We start from the raw sequence: 22549 nt of genomic DNA, 5'->3' as shown, positions 1-22549 counted from the left end.
TTATTAGTTTAAAAATAATTTTTTTGCTTTCCATCGTGGAAGTATCCGATACATAATTTTTACCAAAAAATAATTCCAAGGAGTGAGTTGTTTCTCCCAGCGTTGTGCAAAGTATTGAAAGATTGGCTCCTTCGTTAAAACATGAAGCACTTGCAATTGTGGTAGATGTACATTCTTCTGATAATAATAGCGGACCAATTCTTTTTTCAATAAATCATAATAGGACCAATAGCCTGCATCAAATTTATGCAAATTATCCTTTAAAGTTTTGATACATTTATCAATATTAGTTTGTACTTCTTGACTGCCTGTAACACGAAACAAATCATATAATCCAAACATGGTATATATAAATCCATTTAATACATAAGACGGAGGTTCGGAAGGATATTCTTCATACCATAAATTTCCATCTTGGTCTATCCGCTTAACGCCTCCTTCCTTGACATCTAGATCTAAAAACTGATACGCCTTCCAAGCAGTCTTTAAATATTTATCGTCTCCTAATAGCTGATACATACGCAAATAAAAAGAAATGCACTCGCCCTGTGCCATGGCGGAAGCCCAAGGTGCAGAAATTTTGTATTTAGATTCATAATGATGATGATACCATACGCAACTAGTTTCGGTTTCAGTCTTGAGAAGTTCCAAGCGCTCAATACATGCCTTTAAGGTGGTAAGCAAACTTTCGTCCTTCGACTTCAACCATTCTGCATGCAGCATAAAGCCATACTGGGCTATATTAATTGGGAAGTAAGAAAATACACCTAGCTCGAAGCCACACATTGGAACTCCCTGAGCATCAAACTTGCCATTATAGATATTGTCCGTATAATGAATCATGGCTGGGCGCATATCGATGTAATAAGAGCCCAAATTGACATCTAAGGAGACATTCCCCAAATGAAGTCTTATATCCTTATTCTCCTCTTTCATCGATTGATTTACTTTGCATAGATGAGATGCCAATACTTAAACATAAATAAATTCCATAATAGTTTTCTGTGATTGAACTTCTTCGATTGATGCTCATTCCATAGCTTTTCAATATAATGTGCATTAAACAGCTCATCTCTTTCGAATAAAATCTCTCCCACTTGTTGTTTAATGTCTTTTCTTATCCAGTCAGATACGGGGATGCCAAAGCCTTTCTTCGGCCTATATACAATATTTCGAGGCAGTTTATCTTCCATGAGTTTTTTCAAAATATATTTCGAAGTCAAGCCGTTTTGCAGAAACTTCTTAGGTAGTTGATGTAAAAACTGAACTAGGTCTGTGTCAAGAAAGGGTGCTCTTACTTCGAGCGAGTTATACATACTAGCGCGATCTATTTTGACAAGAATATCATCTAATAGATAGGTATGGCAATAATAGTAAATCAATTTGTCAAAATCAGACCAGGCAGATTCCACATTTCCGAAATGATAATTAATAATTTCTAACCCGTCTTTATTTTTTAAATCTTGGTAGACGTCACTTCGAAATAATTTTTCCTTTTCATCGGGTAGAAAACTTCCTAGCCAGAGCTGATGGATCTCATTCTCTTTGCCCTGAAATCCTCTAAGAAACTGATTGATTTTAAAATCAAGGCTAATATTTTTATCCGAACTCGGCAGCAAATGCTGAAATATTCTGAGTAATCCACGAGTCCATGATTTAGGGAAAGAGGCAAATGGCTGAGTAAAATAATTTGAAATAAAGGTAGGATAGCCTGCCAGAAGCTCATCGCTACCATCGCCACCTAAGGCAACGGTGACATGCTGTCTCGTAAACTTCGATAAAAAATATGTGGGGATGAGCGAGGCATCTGCAAAAGGTTCGTCTACCATAGGATAAATTTCCTCAATGAGTTCTATGGTAGCCTTGGGAGTTAAGATTTGACTATGATGCTCTGTATTTAAATGATGTGCTACCTGAACTGCATAATCTGCTTCATCATAACTTTTATCTTCAAAGCCTATCGAGAAGGTCTTAATTTTCGAACTAGAATTTTTTTGAGCATAATAAGCCACCGTAGAGCTATCTAAACCACCACTGAGAAAAATGCCAAGAGGCACATCGCTCATCAACCTCCTTTGAACTGCTGTTTCTAACAAATTATCTAATCTAGTTTTAGCATCACTCCATGTTATATTCAACTTTGGCAGAAAACTATGATGCCAATAAGCTTTTTTTTGAATTAAAGTATTGTTCTTTACAACCAAATAGTGAGCAGCCTCTAGCTTATAAATATTCTGAATAATACTAGATGGTGTAGGTATATAATCAAAGGTTAGAAATTGGTTTACCGCTTCCAGATTGATTTGATTCTTTACTTCCGGATGTTTTAAAACAGCTTTCAACTCTGAGCCGAAGACAAAACTATTATTTGTACAAGTATAATATAGTGGCTTCTTACCCATGCGATCACGGGCTAAAAATAGCTCCTTGTTTTCGAAATCATAAATAGCAAAGGCAAACATACCTGTTATTTTTTCCAACATCTTTACTCCGTATTCTTTATATAAATAAAGAAGAACTTCGGTATCGGTATTCGTGTTAAATGAATATTTATTCTTAAGTTCTGTTTTAAGTATTTGGTAATTATATATTTCACCATTAAAGGTTATTACAAGATCTCTATTTTTTGTAAACATTGGGCAGTTTCCTTCTGGTCGTATATCTAAGATAGCCAAGCGTGCATGTCCAAGAGCAATATCATTATCAATATAGGTATGCTGAGCATTTGGTCCCCGATACCGTATAGCTTGTATCATTGCCATTATAGTATCTTGATTTCCTATTCCAGTAAATCCCGCAATGCCGCACATGTCATTTATTTTAGTTTGCCTCCAAACTTCCAAGAATTTCCATTTCGAAATATGATATATGTGGAAGTTTGATTTATCTGGTCATATGATTTCAACCAAGATTCTATTGTTTGCTTATCAATATATACAGTTTGAGGTGTGACTAACTGATCGAAAGCTACATGCCGAAAAAATAAGAAATCTCGTTTACATATCCAAATGCTATATTCATATAGTGGCATAAAGGATAGATGTAAGAAGGTGATGGCATGTGCATAGAGATAATAAAGAAAGGAAAGTGGTGTCGCTACAAGATATTTAGTTACCCACCAAGGCAATTTAGAGACTAGTTTCCTAATAGGATCCACGATATATCGAATTATAGTGTTTCCTTCTCTTGCATAAACCCAGCAATGGAAATTTCCACCTGATTTTGTATTTCGAATTACGGACTCGAACCCCTTTTTAGGTTCTTTCAAATGATGGAGAACACCTATAGAATATACTAAATCAAACTGAACCGCTGAATCAAAAGAAGTTAAATCCGATTGTTCGATTTTAAAATTAGCGAATCCTGTTTCACGCATATTCGTATTCGCTGATAATACGGAATCTCCCAAATCCACGCCAATTATCGACTTTGGATTCCAACGTATTGCATGCATTAATAGGCTTGCATTACCGCAGCCTAATTCTAATATATCCTTGTTTTCAAAATCAATTTGATCTAAGGGTTGAAACCAATCTTCGAATTGATCAAACGTATAAATAGAACCGTTCGGTAAATTATTCCATGAATTTGCAAAGGCTTCTGCTGTTTTTATGTCTTTTTCAGCCATACTTTATGATGTAAATTATTTTAATGGAATTAATGAATTCGGGTCTTCACGATATTAAAAAGATAATGATTTATCACACAAACCTTATCTTGTTTGGATGCGTATTTTACAAATATTTAAACGAAACATTTATCACCTAATCAAAATTTATTTTTTCTTTTATTATGAATGGAAATTTATTTTGGCTCTCATAGTAAGTTCGCATAAGCATTTCAGCCAGAACACCCATCAATATCATCACTAAGCCAACTACAAAAAACATAGCTGTAAATGTGGGCAAAGGTGTTTGTACAAAATCTTTCTGACCTGATAGTTTAAAGTATAAAGCAAGTAAAAAGGAAATTATCGAAAGTAACATAGAGAAGAATCCGAAACCTCCAAAAAAATGAATCGGACGCTGCATATATCTATCTAAAAATTTAATGACAATTAAATCTAATAACACTTTAAATGTTCTTCCAATTCCGTAGTTACTGGCACCATATTTTCTAGGTTGGTATTGAACGGGGAGCTCTGCAACCTTGCCTCCTTGCCACTTGCAATACACTGGGATAAAACGGTGCATTTGTCCATACAATTTGACATCTTTAATCACATCACTCCTATATACTTTTAAGGTACAACCATAATCATTAAGTTTGACCCCAGAAATTTTGCTTATTAGCTTGTTTGCTAAAAGTGAAGGTAGTTTACGGGTGAGAAACTGACCCTGCCACCGGTCGCGCCGCCAGCCACTGACTACATCGTAGCCTTCATTTAACTTATCAATCATTGCAGGAATATCACTTGGTAGATTTTCCAAATCAGAATCCATAAAAACAATGATATCTCCAGATGCATGTTGAATCCCAGCATTGATAGCTGCTGTTTGCCCTGAATTATATTTAAAGTTGATCAATTTTATATGTCTATCCTTCGTTGTGTACTCTTTGATTATCTGAAATGAATGATCTTTGGAGCCATCATTCACAGCCACGATTTCATAATCAAAAGTTTTCAATGCCTTCTCTATTTCCTGAAACAACTCAGGAATACTCTCAGCTTCATTATAAATAGGTAGAATAATTGATATCATAACTTAGGTGTCTAATTTCGTTTAAAAGAATTGAGATATGAGGTAAAAAGCGAAATGGAATAAGAAAAAACCATAGCCATCAATGGCATTACTGGTAGTAAATATCTATTATCTGAGGACTTAAATACAAGGCTATGAATAATATAAAAGTAAGCGATTATTGATAGCAGTAATACAAAAAAACTTCGACAATACTTTACTCTAACATAAAAGAATGGTGTCAGAATACAAACAATTTCTATCAACCAAAAAATAAGATCTAAAAAAAATCTAAAAAATTTAAGGCTAGAATTCATAATACTATACTCCCCAAACATTCTATGAGTAGAACTCTTAACTGATATTCGAATTAGATTTTTAATAGGGTTTATTATGTAATATACTAAAGGATAGTCTATTTTAATAGCTTGGGCATAACTATTTAATTTCCTTTTCAAATCTATATTTAGCTTTAACTTTGATGCTGTATTAGAAATCGTGTCAAACTGAATTAGCTCCAATTTTAATTGTCTCAAAGAGTCCATGTTAAAAATAGATGTTTGAGTTACATAGGGCAATGCTAACTCTGGATCATTGGATGTAAACCAATTTGTCTTCTCCCAATCCTCTCCTATAGTTTTTAAAAAATTGATTTTTTCCATAGAATGATGATTTGAATCTAGATATGAAGGGTGAAAGAGGGAAGGTGTAGTTAAATAGAATTTTCCATTATACTTTTTCATACCGACCAGCCAAATACTTTCAAAAATTATAATTGGAATTAGAAAAATGAATATATGAATCAAAAGTTTCTTAGTCTGTAATGAATAATTCTGATAAATATGATATATGATAAAAAAAAGAACTAATGGAAAGAAAACAGGTCTCATAAAAATTCCCCAAGCTAAGAACCCTCCCGATAGAAATATTTTCACATTTGAATTTGAATGCGCTAAAAAATAAATACTTATTATCAAGCAGGATGTGCTGAAACTTTCAGTCAAAGCAACAATATCATAAAAAGATATACTTATCAGCAGGAAGTATACAATAAAAACGAAATAAAAAACAGCTGAATTTTTTAGCCAATTGCTTGCCATTAGACTTAGGTAATAAACTGAAATGGCAGAAAGTATTGTTTGAATAGTTATTAATACATTCAATGCTGTGGATGGCTCGAAAAAATACCTAAGAAATAAATACGGTAAACCATAACCATACATCCTAAATTTAAAAAGAAATGAAAAATCTTGCTGAAGTATTAAATGTTCTATCGGTTCAAAATAAGTATAGGTATCAGGCGCTAATGTTCCCCAGAAATTAGTGAACAAATGAACATCTAAAGTCACATTTGAGAAGAATTTTATAAAAAAAATGAAATATAAAAACTTAAACAAAAGTGCAGTTCCAATCCAAAATGTCCAATGGGATGGTTGAGGCATCAACAGTTGATAATTAAATATTCGCTTCATACCAGATTTTGAATTTCCTAAGTCCATCTTCAATCGTTGTCTCTGGGTTAAAACCTAATAATTGTCTAGCCTTTTTTATATCAGCAAACGTTTTATCTACATCTCCTTCTTGCGTATTATAATATTTCTTTTGAATTGTAGTCCCTATGATTAATTCCAAATTCCAAACTAAATCACTTAAACTTAAGGGGCTATTATTTCCAAGATTTACAATCTCATAAATTGACTTTTTTGACTTTAGATAAATTATAGACTGAAATATTCCTTCTACGATATCATCAACATAAGTATAATCTCTACTAGTAGATCCATCTCCATAAATATCAATTGGCAGAGACTTATAGATATTGTTAAAAAATTTATGAATGGCTAGGTCTGGCCTCTGGCGTGGCCCATATACTGTAAAAAATCGAAGATTCATCACTTTAAAGTGATGAAGATGATGGTAAGTATAAGTTAGTAGCTCTCCTGCTTTTTTGCTAGCCGCATAGGGCGAAATTGGAAAATCAACATTATCTGTCTCGGAGAATGGGATTTTTTTATTATTTCCATACACAGAAGAAGATGAAGCAAAAATCAAACTCTTGACACTATGGTTTTGCATAGTTCTTAGTAGACCTAGAGTCCCCATCACATTCACATTGTAATATGATTCAGGATCTAAAATAGATGGCCTCACACCTGCTTTGGCTGCCAGGTGAATCACAAGCTCAATTTTATGGGATGAAAATATCGTTTGTAAGAAATCGGAATCACAAATATCTCCTTCATATAATTTAAAAATGGGGCTTATAGAAAGCGCTGCTAAATTTTTCTCCTTCTGAGAACGTGAATAAAAGGAATCAAAATTGTCGATACCAATGATTTCATTTCCTTCACTTATAAGTCTCTCTGCCAGATGAGAGCCTATGAAACCAGCGATACCTGTTATTAAAATTCGCATTTAATCTTCTGACAATTTATATATTCCATTCGTATCAATTACTATTCCCTGTTTCATATCTTCCACTTTGGCACTAACAATATTTCTTTTACCCTCCCATGGGGCTTGTGTACTATCATGGCGCCATTGACTCGATTTGAAGTTCATAAAATGTAGGTAAATAAAATTCCGATTACCATCTCTATTGTTTGTTATGTGTCCATCTTTATAATACCAAACATCTGGTTGGGCGCTATTGACACTGCCATCAATCCATGGGGTGCTTATAAATGGAGTTGTGTATTGCTCCAACAAATAGAGCCTGGCCATTTTTATTTTTTTGAGCCAGCGAGTAATAAAATTATCTATCTTCCAATGCATTTTTTCATTTAACTTGTCAAAAAAAGTCATAGTTAAGGCATTGGTAATACCATGCTCATCGATACCTACAAAATCTGGATGCGCTAAATTCTCACGCCAATTATAAATGCTTTTATATGCATTTCTATTCTTAGCTGTATTGCGGAAAATAGCTAGATGACCTGATATTCGTATCTCATGAGTAGAAAAAACATCGTAGTTTTGAAGTAATTCATCAGTATAAAAGGAGCGTATATCTCCCAACAAAATATCCATATCCGTCCACCCATAGAAATCATAGCTTTGAATATCTTCGAAGTGAATGAGAGGATACAAAGGTCTAAGGTCGCATAATTTGTAAGCCGATGAAGGTTTAAAATCAATTTCTGCATTACTGCGCACCATATTTAAATAATCCTCATACTCGAATTTGCGAAATATAGCATTAGGTATATGCGCATAAGGAGTATAGTCACAATCGGTATAAAAGTAAAAATCAATTGTAGAATTTTGACGAAGGGTCTCAAAATACAATGGCGCCCATTCGGGAAATTTTCCGAAGTATGGAATTAGGAGGGCTATAGAATTTTTACAAGTCAAACTGGTATTATCAAATAGGTTAGGGCAATGTTAGATTAGGTTTTTATTAAACCCAATCGTCAACTCCCCAGAATGCGTTAATTCAAAGTTTCGATCTAAAAGTATTTCTTCAATCTTCTCCCTACAATTGAATTCATCATGGATTTCTAGTGCTATAACCTTAGTTTTAGTAAGCCAATCTAAATTACTATTAAGAAAAATTTCTATTTCACCTCCCTCTATATCCATTTTGGCTAAATCTAAAGTTGTAATATTTTCTTCTTCACAAATCTGATTGATGGTAGTTACTTCAATCCCTTCCTCGCCTTTCTCATCACCTTCTATTAAGCGAAATGACCAATCTTCACCATCTCTGAAACTAATATCTGGGTTTAAAAAAGTAGGCTTGCTCCATACTCCTTTTGGAATGCATTTTACATTGGAGAGATTATTCGCCTCCATATTCTTTAGAAGCCTTCTATATGTTTTATTTGATGGTTCTATCGCTATTATTTTTGATGGTGTCAAATGCGCATATAGATAAATAGAGCTTAAACCTATATTCGCTCCTAAGTCAAGTATGAAATCTATTTTAATTTTCTTATTTCTAATTTCGTTTACAACGGGTTCGTACTCTTTATTCAATATTATTTGTTCAAACACTCTAGAATCTGAAGAATCAATCTTCATAAAAAAATGAAATATAGTATTACCTATGGAATAGGGAAATGAATAAAATCCGTATCCTTCTTTATTTAAACGAATTCCTTTGCCTAATAGAATATTGGTGAATTCATAAGTGTTTTTTAAATTTCGTGGAATAGCGTGTATAATTCGCGAGCATAGAGAATAGATAACTATTTGTATTGTCTCTACTAGATTAAATAAATACACTTTTTTAAAATTAAGCATCAAAATGTTAGTACTTTTAATATTCCTTCAATATAACTTGGAAAGAATGGTAGAAAGTGCTTCTGATACCATAACTTACGTTGTATAAAATTTAAAGAATTTATATCCTCTTCACAATATAGTTCATTTGTTTGAAGAATGTCTTTATCGTAACTTAATTTTAGATTTTCGTACAATTCGAAATAAGGTCTTAGAATTATTTTTCGATATTCATTTGAGCTGTAGAAATACTTCATAAAGTCTTTTATAGACACGATTATTCCCTGGGTTCTCTTATATCCACATAGATTATTACTATGAATTCTGTATTTCATAGTCGATTTAGGAAGGAATCTAATTTCTCCTTCCAATAAGGCAATAAAAAATGTTTTAACATCATGCCCAAATTTGTGCATAACCTTACTACTCACCACAGTATTCCGGAGGTTCGTGTTAAGACAATAAGTACACCCAGAGAATAAAAAAGAAAATTGAATTGAAACATCTTGTGAAGTTCTTATTCCTAAACTTTTATAAAAGCTTTTAAAATTTATTTCTTTTTTGAAAATGCTGAAATCTGAAATTAGCAATAAGGGTAAATTTTTAGTCTTGCAAGCTTCGTAACATTCAAGATAATCCGCTAATTTTGTATAGTGCCATACATCATCTTGATCACAAAAAAAATAGAGTTCACCAGCTGCTACCTCTAGAAGTCTAAGAAATGAAGAACCAAATCCTAAGTTCTGATGTGAATTCCAATCTACTAATTCAAATTTACTAGGATATAGTGTTTTATACTTCTCAATAATCTCCTTGCTAGAGTCATGACTTCCATCATCTCTAACCCAAACAATAAAGTCTTGAAAAGATTGGGATACTATAGAATCTAATTGTTCGCAAAGAAATTGCTCTCCATTATATACAGAAAGTAATATTGCAATCAAAGTTAGTTTTTCTGTGTATTAAAAATTAATGTGTGAAAAAGTGCGTTTGGATAATTCCTAAAAATCCAACGACCCACTTTAGTCATTAAACTATTGGCTCTCCATATCAATTTTAAATTTGGTAAAAAATGAAAATCTGACTCTCCATTGCCTACAAAATCTTTAACCTTAATGCCCGCATTTTCAATTAATTCTATCGATGTATAGTAATTGAAAAATCTCAGATGTGTCTTATCCATTAAACCTGTGTCAGTATAGCTAAAGTTTCCTTTCATTATATTCATTCTAGAATTCCAATTCGAAATATTTGGAAGTGCAATAATAATATTTCCTTCTGGGTTTAAAAATTTTATCAGCTCCTCTAAAACAATATCTGGTCTCTTCAAGTGTTCTAAAACGTGCATAAGAATTATAGTGTCAAATTTGCACCCACTTAGGGTCTTATAAAATTGAATTTTCTCAATATCTCCTATATAAAATGAGTCAAGATATGGTTTCGCTCTTTCCACTGCTGGTCCATATATATCTACACCATATACCTTACATTGTTTAGATTTCAACCAAAATGAAAAATACCCAGTATGACAGCCTATTTCTAATACAGAACTACCTTCTTTAACAAATCCTAAAACAATTTTATGTTCCGAATTCAACTTGTTAAAATCTTTCTCTAATGGTCTGTTATATACTATTCCGTTTTCCATTTTTGAAATTATACATTGTAATCGCTGGGCTAGTTGAAAATTATAATAGAGAAGTAAAAGATATTATCAATTAATCCAATTAACTTTTTTTCCAATAAACAGCAATGTTATCTATTGTAATTATTTCAGCGGTAATATTATGTTGTTGTATATAATCATTTACCGCCTTTTTACATCCAACAACTGCATTCCAATCATCTATTATACAATAACCACCAACAGATAATTTTGGATATAAATTTACTAATCCGTCCATTGTAGACTCATACATGTCACCATCCAATCGTAAAACTGCGAGTTTTTCTATTGGCGCTATTGGTAAGGTTTCACTAAACCACCCTTTTAAAAATTTAACATTATCCCCTAATAAATCATACTTCCTAAAGTTATCCATTACATTTTCTAACGATACTTTTAACTCATTAAAGACATAATGCTTATCTCCTTTGTCTGCTTCATATTTTTCCTCATTAGGTTTTGGTAGACCCTCGAATGAATCAGCTACCCATACTTTTCTATCAGTTATTTCAAAAGCTTTTAAAATTGCAGCCATGAAAATTACAGTTCCACCTCTCCAAACCCCTGTTTCAATAAAATCTCCAGGAATATTATTTTGAATAACATCTATCATGCAATTCTGTACATTTGACATGCGTTTATATCCAATCATACTATCAGCATATAGAGGCCAATCCTCTCCGTTCATCCTTTTTTCATAACTATATTCTACCTTATTACATACATATGCATTTTGTTTATGGTAAAATCTAGTATTCTTTAAAAACCAGTTAATAACCTTAGCAATTCTACCTTCGATAGGTAAATACTCGGAATATTTTACACGATCTAAATCAATTAATACTTTTTTTAGTAGCTCTAAATAGCTTAGTTGTAATTTATTCATTTTATTTATTTATGTGAAAATATTTTGAATTTAAAAATACGTTACCATAATCCATTCCTAAGAAAGGAGTTAGTCTTGATTTATTGTTTATTACTTCAAATGTGCATGCCCCGAATATTATATCAAATGCTCCTTCCGTTGAAGACAATAAAGACACATCGATTGAATAAACTCCAGGCGTTAAAAACTCTTTTGGCAGTTTTACTGAATAAATAACATTTCTAGCTTTCGTATCAATAGATATAAAGTCAAGGCAAACTCTTGTGTTCAAGTTATTCTGAATTCCATAGACCAATAATAAATCATTTTTCCAAAAATCAATCTGAATGTCAAACTTAATTTGAATTTCCTCATCGTGATTGAATGAATTACATATAGTATCGTTAGTGCTGATGAAATGGATTTTTCTTAAAAAATTCAATTTATTGATTACCTTTGACTCATAAATAGAATTGATAATTTGCTGTTCTGTATATTTATCTAAAACTTTTTTTGTTTTATCTATTTCTTGTGTTTTTCCATTTACCATCAAGATAGAATGCTTACATAATTGAGATACTGCCCCCATATTGTGACTCACAAACAGCACTGTCCTCCCTTCACCCTTGGCTACATCATTCATTTTGCCTAGGCATTTTTTTTGAAACTCGGCATCACCTACGGCTAGCACTTCATCTACTATGAGTATTTCGCTCTCAAGGTGGGCTGCTACTGCGAAGGCGAGTCGAACATACATGCCCGAGCTATAGCGCTTTACAGGGGTATCGATATATGCTTCGCAGCCACTGAAGTCCACGATTTCGTCAAACTTGCGCGTGATTTCATGACGAGTCATACCGAGGATAGCTCCGTTTTGATAGATGTTTTCACGCCCTGTCATCTCTGGGTGAAAGCCTGTGCCTACTTCGAGAAGTGAAGCGATACGCCCTTTCATCTTGACCGAGCCAGTCGTAGGTAGCGTCGTTCTGCTTAATATTTTGAGCAGCGTAGATTTACCAGCCCCATTTCTACCTATAATACCTACGGCATCACCTTGTTCTATCTCGAAGTTAATGTCTTTGAGTGCCCATACATAGTCGCTAGTCGCTTTCTGCGAGCGGTCATTGGCTACGCCTATTTGGGAATAAGGGTCTTCCTTGCCTCTCAGTTGCGCCCAGAATCGATTCAGGTCATGGCTAATCGTACCTGTACCTATCTGACCGAGGCGATATTGTTTAGAAAGGTTTTCTACACGAATTGCAAGAGCCATATTATACAGTATCTATAAATGTTTTTTCTATTTTATTAAAGATCATCAATCCAAGTATGAGAACAAACAATGATGAAATAAGTGAATATCCTAGCATTGCAAAATCTACATTTCCACCTAACAGACTATTTCTAAAAATTTCTATGACTGGTGATAATGGATTAAAGGCTATCCACGTGTAGAACTGCTTATCTCTAATCGTCTCCAACGAATAAATGACTGGCGTAGCGTACATGAGTAGCTGCACCCCGAAGGTGATAAGGAAAATTAAATCTTTATACTTAGCTGTCATTGACGTGACGATCATGCCTAGACCCATGCCGAGGTTGAATAATATTAAAATCAAAAAAGGCAATAATAAAACAGTCCAAGAAATAGAGAATTCAAACTGCCCTGTGACCCCCATATAAATATAAATAGCAAAAAACAATCCGAGCTGAATGAAAAGTTTTAGTAGATTGGATATCGCCTTGGATGCTGGAGCTATGATTCTGGGGAAATATACTTTGCCGAATAGCTGTGCATTCTCGCGGAAGGTGGCTGCTGTGTTATTCAATACATCTGCGAAATAATTCCATAGCACCACACCAGAGAGATAAAATAAAATCTGCGGTTTGCCAGCGGGAGAGAGCTTAGCTATTTGCCCAAAGACTATCATATAGACTATGGTAGTAAGCAAGGGCTGAATAAAAAACCACAATGGACCCAGTATAGTTTGCTTATAGAATTGTACAATCTCTCGCTTAACAAACATGCGCAGGAGATCGCGAAATTTCCATATCTCTTTGAAATCTATCTGAAATAAAGAAGAGCGAGGCTCTATGATGAGATCCCAATAGTCATCGCTGTAAATATCTTTTTTCTCTATCTTTTCACTTCCCATACAAATCCTAAATCTTCAAGAATTAGCTTTATTGCCACATTAGTTTTCTTTAATTTCCCAGTGCCCGCCTTTATCAGGACCTATTCTTTTGAGTATTCCTTTTTCTTTCAGCTTTTCAAGTTCTCTATGGAGAGTCATTCTTGTTATGTTTAACTGATTGGACATGGCGGTAGTGGTCAATTTGGGGTTCTTTCTTATAAGGTCAATAATGGCTTGAATTCTATTTTCTGTAACATTTTCTGTAACATTTTCTGTAACATTTTCTGTAACATTTGAATAAATAGTGACTAGAAAACCGCTTGATTGATTTTTAAAGCTGGGCTTCGGAAGACCCGCCTCCATAAAATAATTGATAATTCTTTGAATTCCTGACCCATATTTTTCGATTAGGCCCATAGTGCGGAATATATCTGCTATCGTTTTATTTCTCGGGGTAGATTTGTAACTATTCGTCAATAAATCGTCCTCTGTTATAGCATCTGGAAGCTTACCCGGATTGAAAAACTCGATCTTATCATCATAAATTTTTATAATCGAATCAGCGGTATCTCTATAGTCTCTATGCACAATCATATTCATCACTATTTCTCGAATAGCCTCCAAAGGATATTGCCACTGCTGGGTATTCTGTGCTTGACCAGTTATAATGATGGCTTTATTCATATGTTTTTTGACAAAGTCAATCACCTGATTCACCTGACTGATAATGTCAGACTGAGAGCGGAGGCTATCTTTTATGAGAATATCCGTTTGAAAGCGCCCCATTTCTATAGTAGTCATTCTTGTATCTCTTTCTGTGAAAAGTAGAAAAGCTGCATTTGTGATCTTTTCATCTCGAATCAGATCTTGTTTATAAAGAAATGACAATGGATCATCATTAATATTTTGACCATTTGTTTTTAAGTTATCAATCACTGATTGAACTTTTGCTAAGGCTAAATCATCTATTTTGAAATGATTATTCGTATAATAATCCCAACTAGAATTGAAGGCACTTAAATGCATATTGGCGACCTCAGCCACCGATAATAAATGATTCGAATTAGCTACCCGTTTTAAATATCTTCCTTTAAATGAAACTGGCTTGATGGGATATTCTTTCATCCCTAATACAACTAAAACTTTATTCTCCAGTTCAAGAATATCCACATCTGGAATAATGGCTGGAGCTGTTTTGGTCTTGATTTCATTGATCCATTCCGCCACGGTTTCTTTTGCGATATGCAATCCCATTATTTCACCATTATCAGTGATCCCCAGATAAACGGAACCTCCTTGAGCATTGGCAAAGGCAACTAAAGTTTCTATAGTCTCATTACCAAAACTTAACTTAAATTCTACTGTCTGACTCTCCCTTAATTCTTTTATAGATTCAAGACTCATCATACTATTAGTGTTAAATCTAATATTATCTTTTCACTTCCCATACAAATCCTAAATCTTCAATAATCAGTTTCATGGTATTTTTTTTAATTTCCATGACGGTAGCTTGCTTGCCCTGAAATGCAGAATAGGTCAAAAAAGTGTTGTCCCCAATTTTTAAATTATCCCATTCGCTCTCATCGAAAATTTTATGACTCAAGTATTCTTGAATGTCATCTAATTCCTTCTTTTTTATGATGGCTACTTTACCTGTTGTGGTGCTATGCACATAATTTAATACGCCATCCGTTCTCAAAATTTCAGGGTTTTTATTTCCTTCTGCTACCACAAATATGTAGGATTTAAGCAGAGGTTCTTCTACCTTTTTTAGACGATCGCTATATTTCTTTTTGACTATGCAGATAGGAAGATACACCTCAAATCCTTTTTGGATGAGTCTCTCTTTGACTTTTTTTTCCGTACGAGGTTTGAGATAAAGTGCATTCCAGTTTTCTGTCGTCATTCTAAAATATCATAATTTGCAAAGCTCCGCCACATGAGTCCCAGAGGAAATCATAAGTAAGTGCTACATTAGGCAAATATAATAATAAATTGAGTTGTAGGCATTATATAAATGTAAATAGGCTAACTATGATTTCAAGCTCCTATTTGATTTATAGCAGAATCAAACTACTTGCGAATTTTGAAAACAAGTTTTTCAAGTTTTCCTTCGCCTAGATTAGCCATATGGCATATAGTGGTATCTATAATGCAAAAGTAACCTTTGGCTAGAGTTAGCTGTGATATGTCGCTTTCATTGTATAACGCATAGTCATTTTCAGTGTCGTATTCTTTATCTAGTTTTTGACATTCTGAGATTTCTTTAAAGGCTATAATTTCATCGTCGGTTAATGGTATATGTATGTCAATCCACTCCCGATGAACCTCCAAGGTGCCATCAAAATTTGACTTTTTATCTCCTATGATTTTGACTACATAGAAGTTCTCTGAAAATTCATTCTTGCCTTCTTTCAAGAGGTGAAATTCATTTGTAGATATATAGTCTATCGCTTCACCTATGTGAGGATAAGTTGAATGATAGTTGGCAATATTTTTTAGGTGATTTATAATCATTTTATTGCAGTTGCTTCAAAACTGTTCGAAATGCATGAAATTTTTCACCAAACTTTTCGCGACCTTTGGAGCGCATAAGTGGAGCGAAATTATTGATATAATCAAAGTATCGGCTCATATCTGTTGTAAGGTACTGTATATTATAAGAAGCTCCATCGGTTTCATCTTCTGCCAGCACTTTAAAAAAACGGTAAGAGTCAAAACAACCTGTTGATACTACTTCGGCTATATGTTCTGACTGCAACCAATCTAGGTAGGCTAGTTCTATATCTCTATCGGGCTTAACGGTAACACTATATACTATGGACATATGTCAGATGAAAGTGAAAAGTGAAAAGTCTCTGCTCTTTATATGTAAATTAAGGTACCAACTCAACCTTATCTACAATATATTGACCTTTTTCTTTGTTCTTGTCGGTATAGCTATCCCCTCTCCAAGGGAGTGATGAATTAAATTGAACATAATGAACCTTGATTTTTTTACCAATGGCTGCATTGAGCTCCTCAGTGACTTTGCTATCTGTAGAAGAAAAATAAAAGAAATTATTGGACAATTGATTCATGGTAGGTACGACTCCAGGCATAAGCAATTCTCCTTCATTTGTTTTGAAAATTGTGCCCTTCGTAGAAAACTTATTGAGTACACCTTCTCTGTAGCCATCGCTATATACGAAGAAATAATTCCAATAGAAAAATCCTCCACCGATAATTAAGACTAATAAAAAACCAAAACCTAAATATTTCATAATTGAAAATTTATATATGGTTACAAAATTAGCATACAATCACCATAGACAAAGAATTTATAATCCTTTTCCATACATTCTTCATAAGCTTTCATAATGAGGTCATAACCTGCATAGGAACTCACCATGATTTGCAAACTAGATTTTGGTACATGCAAATTTGTTAGCAGACAATTCGCAACATTAAAATCGAAGGGTGGATAAATAAACAAATTGGTCCAACCATCATAAGGCTTGACCTCACCAGTACTTGTAACTGAGCTTTCGAGACCGCGCATAATGGAGGTTCCTACAGCACATACTTTTCTACCATTCGCCTTCGTTTTATTGATTTTATTGGCTAACTTTTCAGGGATATTGACATACTCTGCATCTACTCTATGTTTCGATAAATCTTCGACATCAATCGTTCGAAATGAACCCAATCCTGTGTGTACCGTCATTTCTCCAAATTCTGCACCTTTTATCTCCAATCTTTTCATGATTTCTTTAGTAAAATGCAGACTAGACGAAGGCGCAGCCACTGCACCAATTTCCTTAGCAAATATAGACTGATAACGCTCTTTGTCCGAAGGGTCTAAACCTCTTTTTTGTTGTATCCATTTAGGTAAAGGCGTTTCTCCAAAACTAAAAAGATAATCTGTAAATCCAGATGGATCTCCGTCGTACAAAAATCGTATCGTGCGTCCTCGCGAAGTAGTATTGTCTATAACCTCTGCTACGAGTATTTCGTCATCTCCGAAATATAGTTTGTTGCCTACACGTATCTTTCTAGCGGGATCTACCAATACATCCCATACCAACTGCTCAGAATTGAGCTCTCTCAATAAAAATACTTCGATTTTTGCTCCTGTCTTTTCTTTGGTAGCCCACATTCTGGCGGGAATAACCTTTGTATTGTTGATTAAAATTAAATCTTCATCCGTAAAGTAATTGAGTATATCTCTAAATTTTTTATGCTCTATTTTGCCTGTATCCCTGTGAACGACAACCATTTTACAATTACCTCTTTCCTTAGGTGGATATAATGCTACATGATCTTCTGTCAATGGATAGTCAAACTTACTTAACTTATATACTTCAGACATAATGAATTGATTTTCTTTTAACTGTTGATAGCTTTTAAATATTGAGCGGGCAAATATACATGCTGGCTATGTGCTTTGTCAAGTAGTCTAGGGATATTAAATCAATAAACCCGAATTCCACACTAGAAGATACGGAATTGATTAAGAATTTGTATTTCAATCATTTGCAATCCCGTACGTACGGGATTGAAATAAATTCTAAATCGGGATAACCCCAACTAAATCATATAGTTCGCCACGTTTTGGCTTCTAATCATTAATTTGGGATTAATAGCTTAAATTTGAATTAATTAACTAAAAAGAAGGTATAGCCTTTAAGCTTCAAATTTTATTCGTCGATACCATACCAAATTTAATAATCAAGTCGTTCTCTTGGGTTCAGGTAATAAGGACTTAGTAATAATGAAATTCCTTTTGAACCAGGCGTTGTAGCTTTTTGGTTTCTTCATAGACGAGTTTGACCAAAGTATAATTGCCATTATCATCCATATCATCGTAATCATATACTATCGTATATATGCCAGTCTTATCATTGGTATAGATCGTTTTTACTAAATTCCAATTGCCATCGAATTCATTCTTATACGATTCTTTGAGTAACACGACCCCTTTTTTAGTCTCTTGAATATACTCTCCCTTACTCTCTCTGTGGTTATAAGTAAGTTTTCGATAACCAGAGGTCATTGTCGTAATACCTTTACCTTTAAAACTACACTTCGAGTTTCCTTCTGTCCAAGTATATTTTACTTCTTCGATTACTTCATTTGTATAATATCGATACTTAATGGTAGACCGTATTCTATTTCCACCATGAGTATGGTAGGTAATATACTTTTCAAAAAAACGTCCTTCAGACAGTATTTCTACAATAGAATCGATATTCCCAAACTTGTCAAAATATATGGCCTTCTCAATGAAAGGTTGTCGTTTCTCGTCTATAAATTTACCAAATGAATCAAAATTTGCTTCGTTGTGAATACGGTATATGACAGCCTTTACTCTTCCTTTAAAACCATAGGAATTTAAATCTGTCTGTGCAGCTACTATCTTTGAAAAAAGCACTAACAGGTAAATGAGAGTGGCTCTGTAATTCATATATAAAAAAAGGGAGAATGTTTTGCATCCTCCCCTATCATTCCATTTTATTTAATTTCCAACTTTTGCACTTCTTGTCGACCATCTAAATTGATATGCAGAAAGTATATACCCTTCGAGACTTCATTCAATTTTATTTCCTTTTCTATATCTCCGACCTTTGATTGATATACGACCTTGCCCATCAGGTCATAAACAATAAGATCATCAATACGCACATCTTTAGAACTGATAGTAAATATACCATTCGATGGATTTGGATATATAAGAATCTTGTTAGAGCCGGAAAAACTCGAAACTCCCAATTTTGCAGAATTAAACTCATCAGAATAGGCAATACAACCAGCATTATTAGTCACTTTGACTCTATATAATCCTGTAATAATGGGTTTATAACGCATGCTATCAGCTGATACAATATCTTGTTTATTTAGCTGCCACTGATATCTATCCGAGGCAGATGAGACCAAGACGTCTCTATCTGCGCTAATGGTTGGTTTAAATGGTAAAGGATTGGCTACTGTGGTTATTGGGCCATAATATCTCGGACATGCATTGCCTGTTTCTGTCACAGTCAGCGTATATGAATTCGTCACTTTAGAATAGAAGTTGCTCGCATTCGAGCCATTACTCCAATTATACTTATAATTAGGCGCACCATTGAGAATTCTAATTTCTGCAGAGTCACCTTCGCAGAATGCAATATAAGGGTTAGGAGTAACTATGACGATGGGGCCTTGAGAAACAGAATCCACCGACATTGTCAGGGTAGGATATGGCGGGCTTGGACAAGGTTCACTAGATTTAACATTCAACTCCACGACATCAAACTGACTATTAATAGGCACGGTAATGAATTTTTTATTTGTATTCATCTGTTGACCATTGAGCGTCCAGTTTACTTTTGGATTTAATCCTCCACCTGTAAATGTAGTAGTAAAGGTTACATATTCATCAGAACATATTTTATTCGCGCTTTTCGTCAAATTAATGGTTGTAGGAGTAGGCTTGAATACTTTTATCTTTTTAGTATTTGAAACTACTGTTTTTGGATTGGCGCACCCAGAACTCGAAGTCATTTCACAATAAATCTCGTCATCCATGACAAATGTATTAGAAAAGAAAATATCTGAATTGGCTCCAAAAATCGGATTGCCGTTGAGATACCACTGATAAGTAGGTGAAGCTCCACCATTGACAATAGACGTATTGATGACCAATACAGCTCCCACACATGTAGTATCACTAATAGTACTTAATGTAACTTTAGGTACAAGGTTCGTAATTGTAGTAATTGAGTATTCATTAGAGCTTGCATTAGGAGTAGTTGCACATGGGGAATTCGAAGTTATTTTGCAGACAATTTTATCGTTATTCTGCACATTGGTAATGGTCACAGTATCTTTTGTTGCACCAGAAATCGTTATTCCATTTCGCGTCCATTCGTACACTGGCGCTGTTCCACCGTTGGTAGGAGTAGCTGTAAACAATGCCGATGCTCCAGAGCATAAGTTCATAGCACTAGTAGAGATTGAAACCGATGGGGTTGCATTTTTCTCCACAGTAATAGTAAACGATCTATTTGTTCCGAGGCAGGTTTTATAGGCTGGACTTATGGTAACTGTGCCAGTTATTGGTCCACTAGAGGTATTAGTAGCAGTAAAGGAAGGAATATTCCCAGTACCGCTAGCTCCTAAACCTATTGCTGTATTGCTATTAACCCAGGTAAAGGTAGTACCAGGCACCGTGGAGTTCAGGTTAAAAGCTGGAACAGTATTCCCCTCGCATGGTGCTATATTTGAAATTGCATTTACATTAGGTTTTGGAAAAACTACAATTCGGATGCTGGTATCTTTTGTGCATCGAGCTGCTGAATTGAACACACTGGCGGTGACATTAGCTACAAGACTATCTGTAGTCGTATTGCTAGCAGTAAATGCTATAGTGGCTCCAGAGCCACTAGCAGGAAGTCCTATGGCTGTGTTGTCATTCGTCCACGAAAACGTATTGCCCCCGCCGGTACTACCAATGGTAATATTAGGAGAAGCTCCTTCACAATATGATCGCTGATGACCCGAAATAGAGATGGTAGGCTTTCTTCGCACTAGAATATTATAAGTAACTGGTGATCCCGAACAACCCCCACCAAAAGATCGAATTGTAATAGTAGCTGTTATCTGCGGACCTGCAATTGCATCTGGTGATTTAAATTTAGGTATCTGTCCTGTACCACTTGCAGGTAAACCAATTGCAGGATTGCTATTCGTCCAAGTATAGGTAGTACCTGCTATGGTGCTCTGCCAATTGGTAGCTTTCGAGCTATCCCCAGCACAAATGGTGTCATTAATATGTCCAGTGATTACGGGAGAAGGCGTCACTGTTATTTTTAAATAATTTGAAGTGTCATTGGCTGGAGTGGCGCAGGCATTGGTAACCTGCACTCGACAAGAAAAAGAATCCCCTGCAGTAAGGCCAATAACCTGACAGGTTGCAGAGTTTGTGGTAGGTGCAGGAAACGGTGCTCCAGGTCCTTGTATCTGAGTCATATTTCTATACCAACGATATTGAGGCATAGTGGATCCAGCAGCAGGAGTGGCCGTGAAAATAACGGTATCACCAGCACATGCCGTAGTCTTATTTCCAATAATTGTTACACTATTATTAAAGGCTGGATTCACTCTAGCACCTATTTTCGCAGAGTTAGCCGGATTATTCGTAATACCTGCTATACTTGATGTCATTCGTACCCATACGCTATCATTATTTACTAAGGAAGACGTGGTATAGGATACACCCCCAGTGCCTACGGGTGTGCTATTAACAAACCACTGATAGACGGGAGTAGTGCCAGGGTTGGTGGGCGTAGCTATAAAGGTTTTAGTGGTACCAGCACAAAATGGATTCGCAGGTGGCGTCATAGTTATTGATACGCCTGCAGTATTATTGAATTCAGGCAATGTTCTTGTAAATGCAGTTGCATTAGAAAAATCACCAGTAGATCCGTTGTCATTATTTACCGCATTCAATCTAGCAGTGTAGGTAACCAACCCTGCCCCTGCAGAAGGAGCAGTCCAATTACAAGAATCAAAATAAAAAATAGTACGAATGGCAGAGATACTTAAGATACTATCTTTTTTCGAACTATGACCCCAATATCTTCCACTTGAGGCTGTTGTAGAACCAGATGAGGTTCCACTAAATGTACCCTTACCTGCATTGTCAACAGCAAATCCAAATTTTGGTAAATTCGGCATTGCCATGAAATTAGTAACTCTACCAAAAATAGCTATTCTATAGGACTGACCAGGCATATATTGACTAACGGGTAGGTTGGTAGCTCTATCATAGACTAAAATACTATCTATACTGGTTGTAGTACCAAAACCTGTAGAACTATGGCACCCTCCACCAGCACAAGCCTGCATAGGGGTTCCTGTGCTAACCCTTCCAGATGAGTTACTTTTTAAAAGTACCCAAGCGGCAACGACCACGAAAAATAAATATGTATATCTTAGCTTCATATTTAATAAGGTT

At 34.8% G+C, this 22549-nt stretch carries 21 protein-coding genes; all 21 read right to left on the bottom strand.

Translation table 11 applies throughout. The features are described 5' to 3' along the window. Positions 1-3 precede the first annotated feature (3 nt). The 21 genes from JNL75_08130 to JNL75_08030 all read right to left on the bottom strand — a co-directional run bounded on the left by JNL75_08130 (position 4) and on the right by JNL75_08030 (position 22536). Positions 4-936 carry a hypothetical protein gene (locus tag JNL75_08130; GenBank protein MBL7789776.1) on the bottom strand — a complete coding sequence of 311 codons (933 nt, stop codon included), beginning with the start codon at positions 934-936 and terminating at the stop codon, positions 4-6. Between the two features lie 8 nt (positions 937-944). Continuing rightward, positions 945-2810, bottom strand: a complete 1866-nt coding sequence (gene asnB / locus JNL75_08125; GenBank protein MBL7789775.1) for an asparagine synthase (glutamine-hydrolyzing) — start codon at positions 2808-2810, stop codon at positions 945-947. A 5-nt stretch (positions 2811-2815) separates the two neighbouring features. After that, positions 2816-3628, bottom strand: coding sequence for a class I SAM-dependent methyltransferase (locus tag JNL75_08120; GenBank protein MBL7789774.1), 813 nt, complete (start codon positions 3626-3628; stop codon positions 2816-2818). 136 nt (positions 3629-3764) lie between these two features. After that, positions 3765-4703, bottom strand: coding sequence for a glycosyltransferase family 2 protein (locus JNL75_08115; GenBank protein ID MBL7789773.1), 939 nt, complete (start codon positions 4701-4703; stop codon positions 3765-3767). A gap of 11 nt (positions 4704-4714) precedes the next feature. Further along, positions 4715-6154 (bottom strand): hypothetical protein, encoded by a 1440-nt coding sequence (locus tag JNL75_08110; GenBank protein MBL7789772.1) that lies wholly within the window; start codon positions 6152-6154, stop codon positions 4715-4717. Beyond that, the gene (locus JNL75_08105) at positions 6138-7097 is read right to left on the bottom strand and encodes a GDP-mannose 4,6-dehydratase (protein ID MBL7789771.1); all 960 of its coding nucleotides are present in this window, start codon (positions 7095-7097) and stop codon (positions 6138-6140) included. The genes JNL75_08110 and JNL75_08105 overlap by 17 nt, the downstream gene beginning before the upstream one ends. After that, positions 7098-8036: a hypothetical protein gene (locus JNL75_08100; GenBank protein MBL7789770.1), complete on the bottom strand. Its 939-nt coding sequence runs from the start codon at positions 8034-8036 to the stop codon at positions 7098-7100. Positions 8037-8066: 30 nt separating this feature from the next. Further along, positions 8067-8927 (bottom strand): FkbM family methyltransferase, encoded by an 861-nt coding sequence (locus JNL75_08095; GenBank protein MBL7789769.1) that lies wholly within the window; start codon positions 8925-8927, stop codon positions 8067-8069. Next, positions 8927-9850 (bottom strand): glycosyltransferase, encoded by a 924-nt coding sequence (locus JNL75_08090; GenBank protein MBL7789768.1) that lies wholly within the window; start codon positions 9848-9850, stop codon positions 8927-8929. Before JNL75_08090 ends, JNL75_08095 begins: the two co-directional genes overlap by 1 nt. Before the next feature lie 2 nt (positions 9851-9852). Next, positions 9853-10554: a class I SAM-dependent methyltransferase gene (locus JNL75_08085; GenBank protein MBL7789767.1), complete on the bottom strand. Its 702-nt coding sequence runs from the start codon at positions 10552-10554 to the stop codon at positions 9853-9855. A gap of 79 nt (positions 10555-10633) precedes the next feature. Next, complete coding sequence (locus JNL75_08080; GenBank protein MBL7789766.1) at positions 10634-11458, bottom strand: TylF/MycF family methyltransferase; 825 nt, start codon at positions 11456-11458, stop codon at positions 10634-10636. 1 nt (position 11459) lies between these two features. Then, on the bottom strand, positions 11460-12707 hold the full coding sequence (locus JNL75_08075) for an ABC transporter ATP-binding protein (protein ID MBL7789765.1): 1248 nt from the start codon (positions 12705-12707) through the stop codon (positions 11460-11462). Between the two features lies 1 nt (position 12708). Beyond that, positions 12709-13590, bottom strand: a complete 882-nt coding sequence (locus JNL75_08070; protein ID MBL7789764.1) for an ABC transporter permease — start codon at positions 13588-13590, stop codon at positions 12709-12711. A 39-nt stretch (positions 13591-13629) separates the two neighbouring features. Further along, entirely contained in the window at positions 13630-14976 is a 1347-nt protein-coding gene (locus tag JNL75_08065) for a putative DNA binding domain-containing protein (protein ID MBL7789763.1), read from the bottom strand. A 22-nt stretch (positions 14977-14998) separates the two neighbouring features. Continuing rightward, positions 14999-15475: a UpxY family transcription antiterminator gene (locus JNL75_08060; protein ID MBL7789762.1), complete on the bottom strand. Its 477-nt coding sequence runs from the start codon at positions 15473-15475 to the stop codon at positions 14999-15001. A gap of 167 nt (positions 15476-15642) precedes the next feature. Then, entirely contained in the window at positions 15643-16086 is a 444-nt protein-coding gene (locus JNL75_08055; GenBank protein MBL7789761.1) for a YhcH/YjgK/YiaL family protein, read from the bottom strand. A gap of 1 nt (position 16087) precedes the next feature. Next, the gene (locus tag JNL75_08050) at positions 16088-16396 is read right to left on the bottom strand and encodes a DUF4286 family protein (GenBank protein ID MBL7789760.1); all 309 of its coding nucleotides are present in this window, start codon (positions 16394-16396) and stop codon (positions 16088-16090) included. 49 nt (positions 16397-16445) lie between these two features. Beyond that, positions 16446-16832 (bottom strand): hypothetical protein, encoded by a 387-nt coding sequence (locus tag JNL75_08045; GenBank protein MBL7789759.1) that lies wholly within the window; start codon positions 16830-16832, stop codon positions 16446-16448. Between the two features lie 20 nt (positions 16833-16852). Beyond that, positions 16853-17920, bottom strand: coding sequence for a tRNA preQ1(34) S-adenosylmethionine ribosyltransferase-isomerase QueA (gene queA / locus JNL75_08040; GenBank protein ID MBL7789758.1), 1068 nt, complete (start codon positions 17918-17920; stop codon positions 16853-16855). Positions 17921-18313: 393 nt separating this feature from the next. Beyond that, entirely contained in the window at positions 18314-19015 is a 702-nt protein-coding gene (locus JNL75_08035; protein MBL7789757.1) for a hypothetical protein, read from the bottom strand. 47 nt (positions 19016-19062) lie between these two features. Continuing rightward, a complete protein-coding gene (locus JNL75_08030; protein MBL7789756.1) occupies positions 19063-22536 on the bottom strand; it encodes a T9SS type A sorting domain-containing protein in 3474 nt (1157 codons plus the stop codon). Between the last annotated feature and the right edge of the window lie 13 nt (positions 22537-22549).

The organism is Chitinophagales bacterium, from assembly GCA_016787225.1.
Lineage (GTDB): Bacteria > Bacteroidota > Bacteroidia > Chitinophagales > JADJOU01 > CHPMRC01.
Note: the sequence above shows the minus strand (reverse complement) of the source record. Positions and strands in the feature narration are given on the sequence as shown.

What these genes read in the sequence shown, in the direction of transcription:
- JNL75_08130 (MBL7789776.1), bottom strand. Translation starts at nt 936, where the DNA reads ATGAAAGAGGAGAATAAGGATATAAGACTTCATTTGGGGAATGTCTCC.
- JNL75_08075 (MBL7789765.1), bottom strand. Translation starts at nt 12,707, where the DNA reads ATGGCTCTTGCAATTCGTGTAGAAAACCTTTCTAAACAATATCGCCTC.
- JNL75_08055 (MBL7789761.1), bottom strand. Translation starts at nt 16,086, where the DNA reads ATGATTATAAATCACCTAAAAAATATTGCCAACTATCATTCAACTTAT.
- JNL75_08095 (MBL7789769.1), bottom strand. Translation starts at nt 8,927, where the DNA reads ATGCTTAATTTTAAAAAAGTGTATTTATTTAATCTAGTAGAGACAATA.
- JNL75_08080 (MBL7789766.1), bottom strand. Translation starts at nt 11,458, where the DNA reads ATGAATAAATTACAACTAAGCTATTTAGAGCTACTAAAAAAAGTATTA.
- JNL75_08085 (MBL7789767.1), bottom strand. Translation starts at nt 10,554, where the DNA reads ATGGAAAACGGAATAGTATATAACAGACCATTAGAGAAAGATTTTAAC.
- queA (MBL7789758.1), bottom strand. Translation starts at nt 17,920, where the DNA reads ATGTCTGAAGTATATAAGTTAAGTAAGTTTGACTATCCATTGACAGAA.
- JNL75_08030 (MBL7789756.1), bottom strand. Translation starts at nt 22,536, where the DNA reads ATGAAGCTAAGATATACATATTTATTTTTCGTGGTCGTTGCCGCTTGG.
- JNL75_08120 (MBL7789774.1), bottom strand. Translation starts at nt 3,628, where the DNA reads ATGGCTGAAAAAGACATAAAAACAGCAGAAGCCTTTGCAAATTCATGG.
- JNL75_08070 (MBL7789764.1), bottom strand. Translation starts at nt 13,590, where the DNA reads ATGGGAAGTGAAAAGATAGAGAAAAAAGATATTTACAGCGATGACTAT.
- JNL75_08110 (MBL7789772.1), bottom strand. Translation starts at nt 6,154, where the DNA reads ATGAAGCGAATATTTAATTATCAACTGTTGATGCCTCAACCATCCCAT.
- JNL75_08105 (MBL7789771.1), bottom strand. Translation starts at nt 7,097, where the DNA reads ATGCGAATTTTAATAACAGGTATCGCTGGTTTCATAGGCTCTCATCTG.
- JNL75_08045 (MBL7789759.1), bottom strand. Translation starts at nt 16,832, where the DNA reads ATGAAATATTTAGGTTTTGGTTTTTTATTAGTCTTAATTATCGGTGGA.
- asnB (MBL7789775.1), bottom strand. Translation starts at nt 2,810, where the DNA reads ATGTGCGGCATTGCGGGATTTACTGGAATAGGAAATCAAGATACTATA.
- JNL75_08050 (MBL7789760.1), bottom strand. Translation starts at nt 16,396, where the DNA reads ATGTCCATAGTATATAGTGTTACCGTTAAGCCCGATAGAGATATAGAA.
- JNL75_08060 (MBL7789762.1), bottom strand. Translation starts at nt 15,475, where the DNA reads ATGACGACAGAAAACTGGAATGCACTTTATCTCAAACCTCGTACGGAA.
- JNL75_08115 (MBL7789773.1), bottom strand. Translation starts at nt 4,703, where the DNA reads ATGATATCAATTATTCTACCTATTTATAATGAAGCTGAGAGTATTCCT.
- JNL75_08065 (MBL7789763.1), bottom strand. Translation starts at nt 14,976, where the DNA reads ATGATGAGTCTTGAATCTATAAAAGAATTAAGGGAGAGTCAGACAGTA.
- JNL75_08035 (MBL7789757.1), bottom strand. Translation starts at nt 19,015, where the DNA reads ATGAATTACAGAGCCACTCTCATTTACCTGTTAGTGCTTTTTTCAAAG.